The 15243-nt window shown below is 37.9% G+C and carries 14 protein-coding genes and 1 riboswitch; of the genes, 4 read left to right on the top strand and 10 right to left on the bottom strand.

What is annotated here, in order from left to right; all coding sequences use genetic code 11:
* Window positions 1-142: 142 nt before the first annotated feature.
* From rpsR to EO120_RS08625, 5 genes are all read right to left on the bottom strand, one after another.
* The gene (gene rpsR / locus EO120_RS08645) at window positions 143-373 is read right to left on the bottom strand and encodes a 30S ribosomal protein S18 (RefSeq protein ID WP_004693795.1); all 231 of its coding nucleotides are present in this window, start codon (window positions 371-373) and stop codon (window positions 143-145) included.
* Window positions 374-412: 39 nt separating this feature from the next.
* Complete coding sequence (locus EO120_RS08640) at window positions 413-811, bottom strand: single-stranded DNA-binding protein (protein WP_127135070.1); 399 nt, start codon at window positions 809-811, stop codon at window positions 413-415.
* A gap of 19 nt (window positions 812-830) precedes the next feature.
* Window positions 831-1115, bottom strand: coding sequence for a 30S ribosomal protein S6 (rpsF, locus tag EO120_RS08635; protein WP_005377647.1), 285 nt, complete (start codon window positions 1113-1115; stop codon window positions 831-833).
* Between the two features lie 212 nt (window positions 1116-1327).
* Complete coding sequence (locus EO120_RS08630; protein WP_241234929.1) at window positions 1328-2779, bottom strand: alpha/beta hydrolase-fold protein; 1452 nt, start codon at window positions 2777-2779, stop codon at window positions 1328-1330.
* A gap of 278 nt (window positions 2780-3057) precedes the next feature.
* Window positions 3058-4242 (bottom strand): Bcr/CflA family efflux MFS transporter, encoded by a 1185-nt coding sequence (locus EO120_RS08625; protein WP_127135071.1) that lies wholly within the window; start codon window positions 4240-4242, stop codon window positions 3058-3060.
* A 182-nt stretch (window positions 4243-4424) separates the two neighbouring features.
* On the opposite strand from EO120_RS08625, the gene EO120_RS08620 reads away from it, so the two are divergent.
* Window positions 4425-5654 carry an LL-diaminopimelate aminotransferase gene (locus tag EO120_RS08620; RefSeq protein WP_127135069.1) on the top strand — a complete coding sequence of 410 codons (1230 nt, stop codon included), beginning with the start codon at window positions 4425-4427 and terminating at the stop codon, window positions 5652-5654.
* Between the two features lie 146 nt (window positions 5655-5800).
* The gene (locus EO120_RS08615; protein ID WP_127135068.1) at window positions 5801-6775 is read left to right on the top strand and encodes a diaminopimelate dehydrogenase; all 975 of its coding nucleotides are present in this window, start codon (window positions 5801-5803) and stop codon (window positions 6773-6775) included.
* Between the two features lie 575 nt (window positions 6776-7350).
* Here the strand turns inward: EO120_RS08615 and EO120_RS08610 are convergent.
* From EO120_RS08610 to EO120_RS08590, 5 genes are read right to left on the bottom strand one after another with little or no spacing between them, the layout of a single operon-like run.
* On the bottom strand, window positions 7351-7965 hold the full coding sequence (locus EO120_RS08610) for an ABC transporter ATP-binding protein (RefSeq protein WP_127135067.1): 615 nt from the start codon (window positions 7963-7965) through the stop codon (window positions 7351-7353).
* The gene (locus EO120_RS08605; protein WP_127135066.1) at window positions 7949-8776 is read right to left on the bottom strand and encodes an ATP-binding cassette domain-containing protein; all 828 of its coding nucleotides are present in this window, start codon (window positions 8774-8776) and stop codon (window positions 7949-7951) included. The genes EO120_RS08610 and EO120_RS08605 overlap by 17 nt, the downstream gene beginning before the upstream one ends.
* An 8-nt stretch (window positions 8777-8784) precedes the next feature.
* Window positions 8785-9654, bottom strand: coding sequence for an ABC transporter permease (locus tag EO120_RS08600; protein ID WP_127135065.1), 870 nt, complete (start codon window positions 9652-9654; stop codon window positions 8785-8787).
* A gap of 6 nt (window positions 9655-9660) precedes the next feature.
* Entirely contained in the window at window positions 9661-10638 is a 978-nt protein-coding gene (locus tag EO120_RS08595) for an ABC transporter permease (protein WP_127135064.1), read from the bottom strand.
* 9 nt (window positions 10639-10647) lie between these two features.
* Window positions 10648-12234, bottom strand: a complete 1587-nt coding sequence (locus EO120_RS08590) for an ABC transporter substrate-binding protein (RefSeq protein ID WP_127135063.1) — start codon at window positions 12232-12234, stop codon at window positions 10648-10650.
* Between the two features lie 194 nt (window positions 12235-12428).
* A riboswitch (cobalamin riboswitch) is annotated at window positions 12429-12597 on the bottom strand.
* Between the two features lie 445 nt (window positions 12598-13042).
* Here EO120_RS08590 and EO120_RS09335 point away from each other — a divergent pair.
* Entirely contained in the window at window positions 13043-13741 is a 699-nt protein-coding gene (locus EO120_RS09335) for an iron chelate uptake ABC transporter family permease subunit (protein ID WP_241234927.1), read from the top strand.
* A gap of 185 nt (window positions 13742-13926) precedes the next feature.
* Window positions 13927-15033, top strand: coding sequence for a redox-regulated ATPase YchF (ychF, locus tag EO120_RS08575; protein WP_127135062.1), 1107 nt, complete (start codon window positions 13927-13929; stop codon window positions 15031-15033).
* The last annotated feature ends 210 nt before the right edge of the window (window positions 15034-15243 follow it).

Genomic DNA, 15243 nt, shown 5'->3' with positions numbered 1-15243 from the left:
AGATTAAACCCTTATAACACTAGATATTTACTAGTATTACAAGGGTTTTTACACACACTTTTTGTCCTATAAGCCGCAATTTAATATGCCATAATGCAAAAAGGCGGTACAACCTTTCGGTTATACCGCCTTGATTCATCAATTATTCAGCAGTGAATGGCAATAAAGCGATTGCACGTGCACGTTTGATAGATGTAGTCAATTTGCGTTGATGTTTTGCGCAAGTACCGGAAATACGACGAGGTAAGATTTTGCCGCGTTCAGTCGTAAAACGACGAAGTTTTGCAACATCTTTATAGTCGATTTGATCGATATGGTCTGCACAGAAAACGCATACTTTTCTTCTTGGCTTTCTGCCTCTATCTCTTCTCATTGCGAATCCTCCTTTTCGAATTAGTAGGAGTCCCTAACACTAGAACGGGATGTGTTCATCATCGCCGCCTGAGCTGAAACTATCAAAATTGGACCCACCATCGAAAGAATTAGTATTCATATCAAGGGATTGGCCCACAAAGTTCGCTACTACTTCAGTAACGTACCGTTTTTGACCATCCTGCGTTTCATAAGAACGAGTTTGCAAGCGACCTTCTACAAAGCAACGACTGCCTTTGCGAAGATTACCTGCAGCTTCACCAAGTTTGCCCCATGCAACACAATTAATGAAAGCAGTTTGTTCTTTCGTTTCATTAGTTGTAGAGTCAATATAAGTGTTCGTAGCAGCTACTGTGAAAGTAGCTACCGCTCTACCAGTCTTAGTAAAACGTACTTCAGGATCACGAGCTAAATTACCTAGGATTTGTACAGAGTTCATGTTTTCCTCCAGGCTTTAATTATGCATCGTGTTTAACAATCAGGTGTCTTAGGACATCATCGTTGATTTTCAATACACGATCGATTTCTTTGATTTCTGCAGGATCTGCTTCAAAGTTAACCAATACGTAGAAACCGTCAGTGAATTTTTTCACTGCGTAAGCAAGACGACGCTTACCCCAACGATCTACCTTTTCTACTGTGCCGCCTACACGAGCAATTAAAGCTTCCACTTTTTCAATGACAGCATTAGTTGCTTCTTCTTCAGCTGGTTTCACAATAACCATGACTTCGTATTTGTTCATACAAAATCACCTCCTCTTTCGGACTAATGCCCCTATCGACACATAGGGGTAGGAAGTGCTTACCATTAATAAGCTTTACTATTATATCTTAAATTCATATTAATTTCAACTAAAATCAAATGGAGTAACTGATTATTTTTTCCCTATCTATTTCGAGTTGAACTAACCACAGGTTTGTAAATACGCAGTCATCAATCACGAGTGCCCCATCATTATTCTGCTTTTGTTTGACTAAACAACCAATCACGGATACCTTCAATCGTATACGCTACAGACCAGGTATACATATGACTACCACCTTCAAATACAGAATAATTAATACGTGCGTTTTGCGCCTCTGTGGATTTCACCAAAGCGTTAAATTCTGTAGGTGTAGAATAGCTATTCCACATATTGCTACGAGCTACTTTTGTGCCTAGTTCTTCCCAATTTTTTGTAGCAATATTCATAGCTGGATATGCCTTTGTATCACCTTCGGATACGAGAATCCATAATTTTTTATCTTTCAATGCCTTCATTTCGTCCGTGTTCCATTGGCACGCCACGAGAAATTGTGCAGTAAATAAACTTGGATAACGATCAGAAATAGCAATGTTAGCCATACCACCTTGAGATTGTCCAGAACCATAAATACGATTTGTATCCACTGGATATGTATCAATAACGTGGTTAATCAAATTCGTCACTAATTGTAACCCTGTAGTCCATTTATTTTCGTCTGTAGTCATCATCCCCAGTTGGTCCACCAAATCTTGCGTATATTGAGGTGCTAAAATAATGGCTTCATGTTTAGTTTGTTCTTCGGAGGTAGCAAAAATGGTGGCTCCGTTACCTTGGAATAGCACGGCCTTATCATTGTTAATATTCGTGCTCGCATCGCCAATAAATACATAGAGAGGATATGTTTTATTAGGATCGTAATTTTTTGGCAAATAAATATTGTACGGCATGGTAGCACCGATGCTTTCATCTGTATAATGATACGTTTTAAATTCATCTATAATGGAGGGAGCTACCGTTGTATTGCTAATGGCACCTTGAGTAGGTCCGTAAATAACACCGTTTTTAGCCAAGATTGGTGCCAACTGCTCTACTTGAGTACTCAAATTAGGCAGTTGTCTATCAGAACGCATACTCGCATCCTTAGGCCCATCATTTTTTTGTGCACTTTCCCCTTCATTATTACGAGGTTTCTGTGTTAATGTGAATGGCACTGAGTTAGTATGTTTAAATTCAACGATGACGTATTTGCCAGATTTTTTATTGTGCTTATCACTGACTTGCGGGTCGTCATTAACATATACAGCCTCAATCTCTTTGCCTGCTATAGCATAGGTTTCTTGTGAAAGCGCCGACTGTTTCACCTTTGATGGATATTCAATAGCAATAGCAGATACCATCTGACCATCACCATATACGGTAGTCAAATTCGTAATACCTAATATAGCGTCACTACGTTGCCCTTTTTCTACAGAATTAACGATTCCTGACGCAATGTTCATTGCATTGCCAGTTAATCTATTTGTGCCAGCCACTGTACTGCTAGTATCCTGCACAACTGTACTAGGTACACTTTCACTAACCATATCTGCCGCAACACTCAATCCTAATGGAGACGCCGTAATCACAGTGGCACATAACCATGCAAACATATTTGATTTCATAATACTTCCCTCTTTCTCAATTTACCTGCACTATTCATAACCAATGATTATAAGTTCTATAATATAGACAATATAGCTAATATAAGATATTTGTTAATGTATAATAGCATAAAATTAAAAATAGGTAAATCAAATTTTAGATCCACCTATTCGGTGTAGTATTTATAATGTTATGATATTTAGCTACCAGTCAATTTCTCTATATGCATCACACCAAAACGCTATTTCTCGAATATAAAAATTATAGGGTGGCAACTATTAGTTACCACCCTATATTCTCATATACGATTATACTGCTCATCCGATGGATATGCGATAATAGCACAAACAATAACAAATACACCAATGACAATCATCATAGGAAAAGCCGAGTCATTCGGTAAAAAGGTAAGAATCACAGATGACACAATACCACTACCATATTGCATAGATCCTAAGAGCGCCGCCCCTGATCCAGCCATTTTACCGGCTCTATCTAATGCTAACGCATTCGTTACAGCAGCAATGATGCCATTCATAGAGAAGAATAAAAAACAGCCTATCACAATCAACGGTAATGATGTAAAGCCTGCAAACATTAATGCTAAAACAATCAAAACACAGAGTGCAGAAAATAATGATGCATATCGTAACAATCGATCCAAACGAATAGCACTAACGATGCGTCTATTAATAGCACTCAAAATCATAACACCAATAATATTAAGCGCAAACAAATACCCAAAATGTTCTGTAGGCACATGAAATACATCAATATATACATAAGGTGACGCCGTCAAAAAAGCATAAATAGCAATATAAAAGCACGATACACATAATGTATATTTCATAAATCCTTTATTGTGTAACAATATCCAATAATTTTTGTAAGTTGCCACCACACTCCGTGTACTGCGCCTCTCTAAAGGATGCGTCTCTGGCAGTACAAGGACAAAGAAAAACATAATCGTCCCTATTCCTACTAATAGCCAAAATATGCTGTGCCATGAGAACCATAATAATAAATGTCCTGCTAGCATAGGTCCTGCTATAGGTGCAATAGCCATAACAATAGCCAATGTAGACAGCATCTTAGCCGCTTCCGTCCGACTATACAAATCTCGAATCATGGCTCTCGATAACATAGGTCCTACACAGGCGCCAAAGGCTTGGAACACACGCCATGCCAAAAGCTCATACATAGAAGTTGATATGGCACAACCGATGGATCCGATGACAAATAATATCATACCGATGATAAGCGGTATTTTACGGCCAATCTTATCGCTAATAGCTCCCCAAAATAGCTGGGCAAAAGAAAATCCGATCAAAAAACCTGTTAGTGTTAGCTCCGCATCACCATGGAGATCACGCCCCATCTGTGGCATAGCAGGCAAATATATATCCGTTGACAACGATGTAAACGCCATAAGGGCGCTAAGTATGGAAATAAAAAGCCACCCTTTTGTATCGATGGTTGGTATCATACTAACCTCCTGTACATAATAAAAGCCTTTATATTACAATTATAACATGAACGGCTGGTATTTTAATTGTATCCATTTTATCCATTCATTATAAAATTCTATAGAAAATAGTTGCACCTATCTTTCATATCTATTACTATATATAGAGAGATTTAAAACTAATTAGAAAAGGAGTCATTATGGCTAATTTAAATGAAAATTATTTAAACCTACAAGGTTCTTATTTATTCGCAACTATTGCACAAAAAGTTAATGCGTACCAAGAGGCGCATCCTGATGCGGATATCATTCGCCTCGGTATCGGTGATGTAACATTACCATTGGCACCAGCAATTATCGACGCAATGACAAAAGCAGTACAAGAAATGGGCAAAGCCGAAACCTTCCGTGGTTATGGTCCTGAGCAAGGTTACGATTTCCTCAGAAAAGCCATCATCGAAGGCGATTACAAACCACATGGCATCGAAATTGGTATGGACGAAGTATTTGTATCTGACGGTGCTAAATCCGATGTTGGTAACATTCAAGAATTATTCAGCGAAGATAACATCATTGCCATTACAGACCCTGTATACCCTGTTTACCTAGACAGCAATGTTATGGGCGGTCGTACAGGCGAAGCTGTAAACGGCATTTTTCAAAAAGTTGTATATCTTCCTACCTCTGCAGAAAACAATTTTTCCCCAGAATTCCCATCTGATCGTGTAGATATTGTTTACCTTTGCTCTCCTAACAATCCAACTGGCACAGTATTGAGCCGTGCCCGTCTAGCAGAATGGATTCAATGGTGTAAAGACAATGACGCAGTATTGATGTTCGACTCCGCTTACGAAGCTTTCATCAGTACAGAAGACACTGTAAAATCCATCTACGAAATCGAAGGCGCTCGTGAAGTAGCTATTGAATTCCGCTCTTTCTCTAAAACTGCTGGTTTCACTGGTACTCGTTGCGCTTACGCAGTAGTGCCAAAAGAAGTAACAGCAAAAACTAAATCTGGTAAACGAGAATCCCTTAACCCTATGTGGAATCGCCGTCAATGCACTAAATTCAACGGTGTTCCTTATATCATCCAACGCGGTGCAGAAGCAGTATATTCACAAGAAGGTCGCGAACAAACACGGGCTAATATTGCGTACTACAAAGAAAATGCTCGCATTATTAAAGAAGGTCTTGAGTCCATTGGTCTCACCGTTTACGGTGGCGTAGATGCGCCTTACATTTGGCTCAAAACACCAGGTACTATGACGAGCTGGGAATTGTTTGATTTATTATTAGAAAAAGTACAAATCGTATCTACTCCTGGTTCCGGCTTTGGCCCGCACGGTGAAGGCTACCTTCGTTTAACAGCTTTCGGCAGTCGCGAAAATACAATCCGCGCTGTAGAACGCATTAAAACATTACAATTCTAATGATATAATAGAAAAGGATTTACTCCACAGTGGGTAAATCCTTTTTATGGTCTTTCCAATTTTCTATAGAAAACCTATTATATCTATAAATTTAGTGATATAATAAGGACGATTATTATTGCATTTATACTATATAGGAGGCTAATATGAGCAACATTCGTATTGGTATCGTTGGCTACGGCAATTTAGGCCGCGGCGTAGAAGCATCTGTTAAATTACAACCAGATATGGAACTCGTAGGCGTATTCTCTCGCCGTCAAGGACTCACAACTGTATCTGGTGTACCGAGCTACACTATGGAAGACCTTCCAAATTTCAAAGGTAAAATCGATGTTATGGTATTGTGTGGTGGCTCCGCTACAGACCTTATCGACCAAACTCCATTGGTAGCAAAATATTTCACATGTATCGACTCTTTCGATACACATGCCCGCATTCCAGAGCATTTCGACAATGTTAACAAAGTTGCAAAAGAAGCTGGCACTGCCGCTCTTATCTCTTGCGGTTGGGATCCAGGCATGTTCTCCTTGCAACGTGTTTTTGCTGAAAGCATCTTGCCTCAAGGCAAATCCTACACATTCTGGGGCCGTGGCGTTTCCCAAGGTCACTCCGATGCAATCCGCCGTATCGATGGCGTACTAGACGCACGTCAATACACGGTTCCTAAAGAACAATACTTAGAAGACATCCGCAATGGTGGTACTCCTGACGTTGACGGTTACAAAGGTCACCTTCGCGAGTGCTATGTAGTAGCTGCACCTGATGCAGACAAAGCAAAAATCGAAAACGAAATCAAAACGATGGAAAACTACTTTGTAGGTTATGAAACAGTAGTTAACTTCATCTCCCAAGAAGAACTCGATGCAAACCACAAAGGTATTCCACATGGTGGTTTCGTCCTTCGCTCTGGTGAAAGCACAGACGGTACTCGCCATGTTATTGAGTACTCCCTAAAACTCGATTCTAACCCTGAATTCACAGGCTCCGCCCTTGTGGCATACGCTCGTGGCATCTACCGTCTCGCTAAACACGGTGGCACAGGTTGCTACACGGTATTCGACATTCCACCAGCTCGGATTTCCACACAATCTGCTGAAGAATTAAGAGCACATTCTTTATAAAATAAAAAAGTCCCCTTACGGGGGCTTTTTTATTTTTGAATCAACGATTTCAATTCATCCACTTCACTTGGAGTAGATGCCATTACTTAATACTACATATTCCATGAAAACCTCCTATATCATTATTAATTTTCCATTTGTAAAAGCAACCATTTCGAATATTTATGTGTTATATCTACAAAGTTTTAATTTATATTAGTTAACCTCACCACGCTACGAAGAAATGTATTGTCAACTGATGTGTTCATTATATCGAAATAAAGTTAGCTTTCATAGAATCCAATAGTTACTAAAGTATAACCTTATAGTTATAAGGCAAAAACAAAATATTATATAAAGCAAGCCTATTAAGTAAACAGTATTATGACTCTTGAAATTGCAACGCTAGCCAATACCATGACTTATGAAATATTCTGCTGATTCTCGGAACGAGTGTCGCGGCATTATATAAATAAGAAAGCAACGATAAAAAAAGCCCCAACACCTATATTCGTTTGGCTTCATACGCTTCGCGTAAAAACCTACACCAACATAGATATTGGAGCTTTATTGTGTTATTTACCACATTCACTTTATTATGTACATGTACATAACGATTCAATTTGTATAATACGACTACAAATGCGCTTAGCTAAGGATTCATTATGAGTAATCATCAACAATGATGTATTATTTGTGTCTAATACGTCCCCCACAACATTCCATAACTGTGCTTGTGTAATAGTATCTAAACTTGCTGTAATTTCATCGGCAATCAACAACTGTGTCTTAGGACTTAATGCACGTAAAACCGAAATTCTCTGTAGTTGCCCGCCAGATAGTTCATTAGGCCAGCGATCTAACCAGGACTGATTAATGCCCATACGTTCTAATAATTCCACTGGTATGTCCCAGGCTTCATATAAACTATCTTTAATTTTCCATCGATTATTAAGAGCTTTTTCTGCGTGTTGGTATATAAGTTGGATTGGTTTATATCCCTTATATTTTGAGAGTTTTTGATTGTTAAGTAATACAGTTCCTTTGTCAGGATTCATATGTCCAGCTATTATTTTTCCTAATGTACTTTTACCATAACCACTCGGTCCCAATAAAGCGACCCGCTCCCCTTTAGAAATTGAAAAAGATATATCTTTCAATATAGGGCTACCATCATCATAAGAAAATTCCAAATTACTCACTTCCAACATGTTGATTTCCACCCTTTCTTAAAAACGACTCTACTTCATCAGCAGTATAACTTTTAAAATCATTCTGTGGTAATGCACGATATAAAGCATTTGTATAAGGATGTGTGAGTACGCCTCGTTTAAAATTACTCGCTGGTACAATATCAATGATGCGCCCATCATACATAACAGCAACACGATCAGCTACTTCAATAGCCAAATCCAAGTCATGAGTAATAAGTATACAACCTTTCCCTTCATTGGCAATTTGCCTCAACATCTGCAACGTTTCTACTGCATCAGTAACACTCATACCGGGTGTTGGTTCATCCGCAACAATAACTGAAGCATTCGAAATCAATGCGGTTGACACTAACACTCGTCTTGCCATTCCGCCTGATAGTTGAAATGGATATAAAGAAATCACATGTTCTGCTAAATCTAATTTAGCAAAAATAGACTTACATTGATCCATCTCAAACTGTTCTTGTATAACTTGTTTTCCCACTTTCATAGTAGGGTCTAAATAAGTAATCGATTGAGGAATTAAAGATAGCTCAGTACCTCGCAATCGTTCTAATCTTCTTCCATCAACATACTCACCTTGATAGTAAAAATCCCCGCGTACTATCGCATTATAAGGTAATAAATCCATAATAGCATGAGCCAATAAACTTTTGCCTGATCCACTAGCACCAACGATGGCTAAAATTTCACCTGAGTATAATGAAATAGAGAGATCTTCAATCCCTTTTGACTCAACTCGCGAAAATATATCTCTATACATAGAAAAAGTTACGCTTAAATGTTCAATTCGTAATAATTCACCCATAACTCCTCCTATTTCTGCGATCTCATAGGATCTAGTATTTCTCTAAGTGCCGTTCCAACTCTATCAAATATTAATACTATAATCATTAATAATAAACCTGGAAAAAAACCTAACCACCACATACCTACAGAAATGTGCTTCATTGATTCTGACAATATAATCCCAATCGCTGGAACATCTAATGGTAGACCATATCCTAAAAAAGTAATCCCCGCTTCATGCAAAATAGCATGTGGCAACAATAAAACTAAACCAATAATGTATTGAGGTAAAACATGAGGAATAAAATGTTTTCGGCCAATTGTAAAATAGGAATGTCCATACCCTCTAGCCACATGTACATAAGGTTGATTTCTTAACTGCATAATTTCAGCACGCATTAACCGAGTTAAATGCGCCCAATGAGTGGCAATCACACCTATTGTCACACCTATTTCTCCACCACCTAATGACACCGAAATCATGAGTATCAAAATAATGTGTGGAATACCTAAACAAAGGTCTATGAGCCATAATATGCAACTATCTACTTTTCCACCAAATACGGCCGATAATGTTCCCAATACTAAAGCGATACAAGAACTAACAAATGCGGCCATTAAACCAATCTTAATACTAAGCGCTAATCCTTTTAACGTTCTATAAAACATATCCCGCCCCAACTCATCAGTGCCAAATAGATAGGATAATGATGGGGCAGCATACTTATGATTGTAATCAATGGCATAACTTTGTTCTGGCATAAATGTCCCCACCAGTGCCAGTATAACTAAAAACAAACTCCCTAAAACCACAAAAAATCCAGCCCATTGGCGTCGGTTAAAAGATTTCACGCTAAATCTTGTGTATTTACTATTGTTATTATCTATTAATTTCATAATGTATTACCTCCCCCCTTGCACTTCTGGGTTGATAATAATATATAAAATATTCGCAATTAAATTTCCTAAAAACACAAATATAGCACTTAATATAGCTGCACCTAATAATAAGGCAACATCGCCACGTAAACCAGCCAAAGTAATTGCACTACCTAATCCAGGATATGAAAAGACCGACTCTGCAAGAACTGCACCACCAAACAATTCTGCAAACGAAGCAAAATGCAGTGTAACTGCAGGAATTGCAACATTTCGTAGTCCATGACGCTTCACACGTACCCACAGTGATTCTCCACGCGCTTTTGCAAATAGCATGTAATTACTATTCATACAGTCAATCATCTTTTCTCGGGTATGTAAAACAATAGCAGAAACTCCTGTAATTGATAACGTAATAGCTGGCAATGCTAAATGATGTAATCGTTCTAACCAAGTGACATCTTCCACTGATTTACCTATAGGTGTTGATAAAGCAATAGGAAACCATTGTAATTCAACAGCAAACACCATAACAAGCAAAATGCCTAACCAAAATACTGGTGTGGATACTGAAACTAGTGCAAAATAATTTATACAACGATCTAAGGTTTTACCTTGATAAATACCACTAATGACCCCTAATGAAAAGCCAACTACACCAGATAAACTCCAGGATACTAACATCAATAATAAGGTGCTCGTAAATTTATCAGAAATAACTTGCAAAACAGGCGCCTTATACACAAAAGAATCACCCCAATTGCCCGACAGCATATTCGTGGCCCAATGCCAATAGCGTTCTACTGGAGGCCTATCGAATTGCCAATATGCACTAACTATAGCTTTTTGTTCATCAGATACAGCAACACCAGTAAAATACGCATCAATAGGATCTATGGGTGACATTACTAAAAGAGCAAAACTAATCATACTTATTGCAATCAATAGCAACACTAATCGTATGCATTGTTTGCTAATAAATGTTATTAACTGATTTTTCATAAAGTCCTCTTATTTCCATGTCCAAGTATCGATATTCGTAACAATCCCCATACCTTGCCCACGTTCGTTTACGCCTAGCACACCTAAATCTAATTTATCATTAACTAAGTACGGCACTTTTACAGTACAAATCCATAGATACGGGATATCTACTTTAGGTCCTGTTTGCCCATCCCATTGTGCTAATTTAAATTCTGCAACAACTGTATTCCAGTCGGTTGCATTCATAGCGGCCATAATATGTTCATCCACTATTGGGTTGTTATACATAGCTGGGTTATTAATTACATTTTTACCGATTTGAGATGAGTGGAAATATGAATAATATGCTTGAGGACTGAAGTCACCAAATGCCCACATTGTAGGAATATTTTTCGCGATTTTTCTAGCTTCAGACCACGCCATCGATTTAGCCTCTATTTTAATACCTAGTTTTTCAGCATTTTTTGCTAATGCTACCGCTGTATTATAGCGTTGTAAATCATTAGATCGACCAGTAATAGTGAAAGTAGCTTTTACGCCATTTTTTTCACGAATACCATCGCCATCACTGTCTATCCAACCTGCATTTTCTAGTATTTGGATTGCTTCTTCGACTCTATTATCTTTTTCGGTTAAGGCCTCATTTGTCCAATCTAAATCTTTAGAGAAATTCATCGTTGGCTCGCCAAAGCCATTTAAAGCATTTTTAATAATCTCTTCTCGATTAATCCCAATGTTAAGGGCCTGACGAATAGCCAAGTCAGAAGTAATATTATTTCCTACTAAAACGCCATTTTCCTCATGTTCTGCCACCATCGGAAGATTTACAGCAAATGCATCGATTGAATCCATAACAGTCAACTTCATGCCCTCCACTTTTGCATTTGCATATTCAGGATTGACAAAAGCCACATCAACTTGACCCGATTTAACTGCAGCTAAAATCGCATCCTCACCAATATTTAAAACTGTTACTTTTTTTAATTTAGGTTTTTCACCATAATAATTTTCATTTGGAACCATAATCAACTGCTGTTCTTTTTGGAAGGATATTACTTTCCATGGTCCTGAACCAATAGGATTATCTCCATAAGTATCTTTTTTATATGCATGCTCAGGCACAATCCCTAATGTAGCGGTAGTTTCAATAAATGGTGCCCAAGCCTTATTTAGAGTAAATTTTACAGTATAATCATCAATGGCTTGCACGCTTTCTAAAAAAGCTAAGTCAACTGCATTTTTAGCGTCTTTAGCAGTTTGGTACGTAAACACAACGTCACGAGCCGTCAATGGTTTACCATCTGAAAACTTAACATCTTTCTTAATTTTAATAATATATTCTAATCCGTCACCTGACACAGCTACGTCTGTGGCTAAATCTTTTTCTAGCTTATTGTCTTTGTTATATCGATGTAATCCACTATGAAATGGATCTGGCCCCCACATGCCCCACCCCAGTGTAGGATCATATCCACCAGAAATCATGTATTTCCCTACCGAAATAACAACTTCTCCATTTTTCATTCTTTCAGAACTAGCATCATTACTCTTGCCACAACCTGCCAAACAAGCTAGACATACTAATGTAAGCATGAATACTAAAAGCTTCTTCATTTCGTACCTCCCACCAAAAACTACAATGTTAAAATGTACAAATTGCAATACACTCGTGACTAAGGGGGTAACAGAAACAAAAAGACCTCTCACCTGCTGGCAAAAGGTCTTAATAAATCCACAATATAATTTCCTCAAAATACTATATAATAGATTCTATTATATCTTCATATACACCCATCGCTCGTAAGTATAATAATGCACGAATCTAGGCAGTTCTTCTGACTCTGTTTCATCGCTCCCTCGCCTTCCCAGTTTCCCAGTGACATTCTTGAGGCTTGCTCCACATTACAGCGGCGTGACCGTGTTGGCTTATACCAACTTCTCTATTAAGTATAAAACACCTAAATTCTATTTATTTGTACGTTAAAAGATATAAAAAATATTATATCTATTATTTGTTATATAATAACATACTTTGCTAGATAACTGTCAATTGAATAACCATATAATATTCTGTTTGAAAATAAGACAGTAACTTTTTTGTTTTAAATTTCAATTCCCGCAAAAAGCCCAACCATCCATCAATAGAGGATAAGGTTCTATTATCTACTATTGGTGAAACGGTAAAAACAAAGGATATTATCATAGTATAAATACAAATGCTTAGAAACGATATTAAAGCTTTTTATAATACCTTCTACAAATATCCACTCACAGATAATGAGTTAAATACCATATTAAATACTTCGTTTAATAATACTCTTTCACTTTAACTAAGGGCCGCACATGACATCTAACAAAAAATATATATTTACAACACTAATACTTCTAATAGGCCTCCTATTAGCTATAACACTTTCCCATAATGACTGGACGCTATCTATTACCTCCAGATCAAATACTAGATATTATATTAAATGGAAAAGAAGCTGCCGCTATGAATATTGATGCCTCTGTAGTTTGGAATCTCCGCATTCCACGCATTTTACTAAATATACTTGTCGGTGGCGGATTAGCTATAACCGGTACAGTCTTCCAAGGTATTTTTAGAAATCCACTAGTGAGTCCAGATATTTTAGGAGTAAGTTCCGGTGCAGCATTTGGCGCTGCTCTAGGTACTCTTATATCTGGAATCAATATACATGCCACAGCATTTGCACTTGTCTTTGGTATAATTAGCGTTTGTCTTACATACAGCCTTGCACGGCTCAGAAATGAAATTACGCCACACTCATTAGTCTTATCAGGAATGATAATTTCGGCAATATTTAGTGCACTCATATCATTAACTAAATATATTGCTGATCCCTACGATAAATTACCAGCTATTACTTACTGGTTAATGGGGCAGAGTAGACATATAGGAACCTTTTCAGTTCCTAATGATAAAGATTATGAAATTGTCGCAAACGTACTAGAAAAAGTAGGCATATCTTCGCTCGCTTCAAAAAAGGTCACTAATATAAGTGGAAGCCAATTACAATTAGTATTAATTGCTAGATCATTAGCAAACGAGCCACAACTATTAGTTATGGATGAGCCTGAATCTTATTTTAGATTTTAAAAATCAATATACTATGCTTTCTATGAGAAGAACAATTATTAGCGACACGAAGCTTGCCTGTATTAGGAACACACAAGTAACCTTTTATGGCTTATTCTATTTATATTATGATATAATATATAGTCGACAAGGTTCCGAAAGGAGCTTTCACAACGAACGAAATCATTTATTATAAAGGTGGTACCATGAGCACAAATTTAGAAGTAGGCATTGTAGGCCTTCCAAATGTTGGTAAAAGCACATTGTTCAACGCTATTACAAAGGCAGGCGCAGAGGCGGCGAATTATCCATTCTGTACAATTGAACCAAACGTTGGCGTCGTAGATGTTCCAGATGACCGTTTGAAAGTATTGGCGGATATGTATGGTTCTAAACGAATTCTCCCTGCAGCTATGCGTTTCGTAGATATTGCTGGTCTCGTAGCTGGCGCATCTAAAGGCGAAGGTTTAGGTAATAAATTCTTAAGTCACATCCGCCAAGTAGATGCTATTGCACAAGTAATCCGTTGCTTCGATGACCCTAACATCACCCATGTTGCTGGTTCTATCGACCCGATCCGCGATATTGAAATCATTAACACAGAATTGTGTTTAGCTGACCTTGAGTCCGTAGAAAAACGCAAACAACGCATTGAAAAACTAGCTAAATCTGGCGACAAAGACGCACGCGCTGAATTACCATTATTGGAACGCATCATCGAAGGTTTAGGTGAGGCCAAGCCAGTCCGTGCTCAAGGACTTGAAGAAGAAAAGCTAGACATGATTAAAGAATTGACTTTACTCACCGCAAAGCCTTCTCTCTATGTAGCTAATGTATCCGAAGACGAAGTATCTGATTACTCTGCTAACGAACATGTAAAACGCGTAGAAGAATATGCAGCAGCTGAGGGTTCTGGTATCGTTGTTGTATCGGCTCGCATCGAGTCTGAAATTGCAGAATTATCAGACGAAGAATCTGCAGCTTTTCTTGAAGACCTAGGCCTATCTGAATCGGGTCTAACAAAATTAATCAAAGCAAGCTATGCCCTTCTCGGTCTCATCAACTACTTTACAGCTGGTGAAATGGAAGCCCGTGCATGGACTATCGTAAATGGTACAAAAGCACCGCAAGCAGCTGGTAAAATCCATTCTGACATCGAAAAAGGCTTTATCCGTGCAGAAATCGTATCCTTCGCAGACCTCGAAGCATGCGGTAGCCAAAACGCTGCAAAAGAAAAAGGCCTTGTCCGTCTAGAGGGCAAAGACTACATAATGAAAGACGGCGATGTAACACATTTCCGTTTTAATGTATAATAATATTTAAAACACTAATAGAGTAAGGCTTAAAAACCAACTCACATGTTAAAAATCAAATAAGTTTCTACAAAAAATAGCGGATTATACTACTAAAAAATATAATCCGCTATTTTTATATGTTCATGAAATCTAGGGTTATAGGACAAAAAGTGTGTGTGACTAATCCCAATAAGTTGGAAAATTTGTAGACATATGTAGCTCATTCCA

The sequence above is a fragment of the Veillonella caviae genome (genome assembly GCF_003992125.1).
In the GTDB taxonomy this organism is placed as follows: Bacteria; Bacillota; Negativicutes; order Veillonellales; family Veillonellaceae; genus Veillonella; species Veillonella caviae.
Note: the sequence above shows the minus strand (reverse complement) of the source record. Positions and strands in the feature narration are given on the sequence as shown.

Excerpts from the sequence above, each read along its gene's own strand:
- rpsF (WP_005377647.1), bottom strand. The coding sequence starts at position 1,115 with ATGAACAAATACGAAGTCATGGTTATTGTGAAACCAGCTGAAGAAGAA.
- EO120_RS08640 (WP_127135070.1), bottom strand. The coding sequence starts at position 811 with ATGAACTCTGTACAAATCCTAGGTAATTTAGCTCGTGATCCTGAAGTA.
- EO120_RS08615 (WP_127135068.1), top strand. The coding sequence starts at position 5,801 with ATGAGCAACATTCGTATTGGTATCGTTGGCTACGGCAATTTAGGCCGC.
- rpsR (WP_004693795.1), bottom strand. The coding sequence starts at position 373 with ATGAGAAGAGATAGAGGCAGAAAGCCAAGAAGAAAAGTATGCGTTTTC.
- EO120_RS08610 (WP_127135067.1), bottom strand. The coding sequence starts at position 7,965 with ATGTTGGAAGTGAGTAATTTGGAATTTTCTTATGATGATGGTAGCCCT.
- EO120_RS08605 (WP_127135066.1), bottom strand. The coding sequence starts at position 8,776 with ATGGGTGAATTATTACGAATTGAACATTTAAGCGTAACTTTTTCTATG.
- EO120_RS08600 (WP_127135065.1), bottom strand. The coding sequence starts at position 9,654 with ATGAAATTAATAGATAATAACAATAGTAAATACACAAGATTTAGCGTG.
- EO120_RS09335 (WP_241234927.1), top strand. The coding sequence starts at position 13,043 with ATGACTGGACGCTATCTATTACCTCCAGATCAAATACTAGATATTATA.
- EO120_RS08630 (WP_241234929.1), bottom strand. The coding sequence starts at position 2,779 with ATGAAATCAAATATGTTTGCATGGTTATGTGCCACTGTGATTACGGCG.
- EO120_RS08620 (WP_127135069.1), top strand. The coding sequence starts at position 4,425 with ATGGCTAATTTAAATGAAAATTATTTAAACCTACAAGGTTCTTATTTA.
- EO120_RS08595 (WP_127135064.1), bottom strand. The coding sequence starts at position 10,638 with ATGAAAAATCAGTTAATAACATTTATTAGCAAACAATGCATACGATTA.
- EO120_RS08590 (WP_127135063.1), bottom strand. The coding sequence starts at position 12,234 with ATGAAGAAGCTTTTAGTATTCATGCTTACATTAGTATGTCTAGCTTGT.
- ychF (WP_127135062.1), top strand. The coding sequence starts at position 13,927 with ATGAGCACAAATTTAGAAGTAGGCATTGTAGGCCTTCCAAATGTTGGT.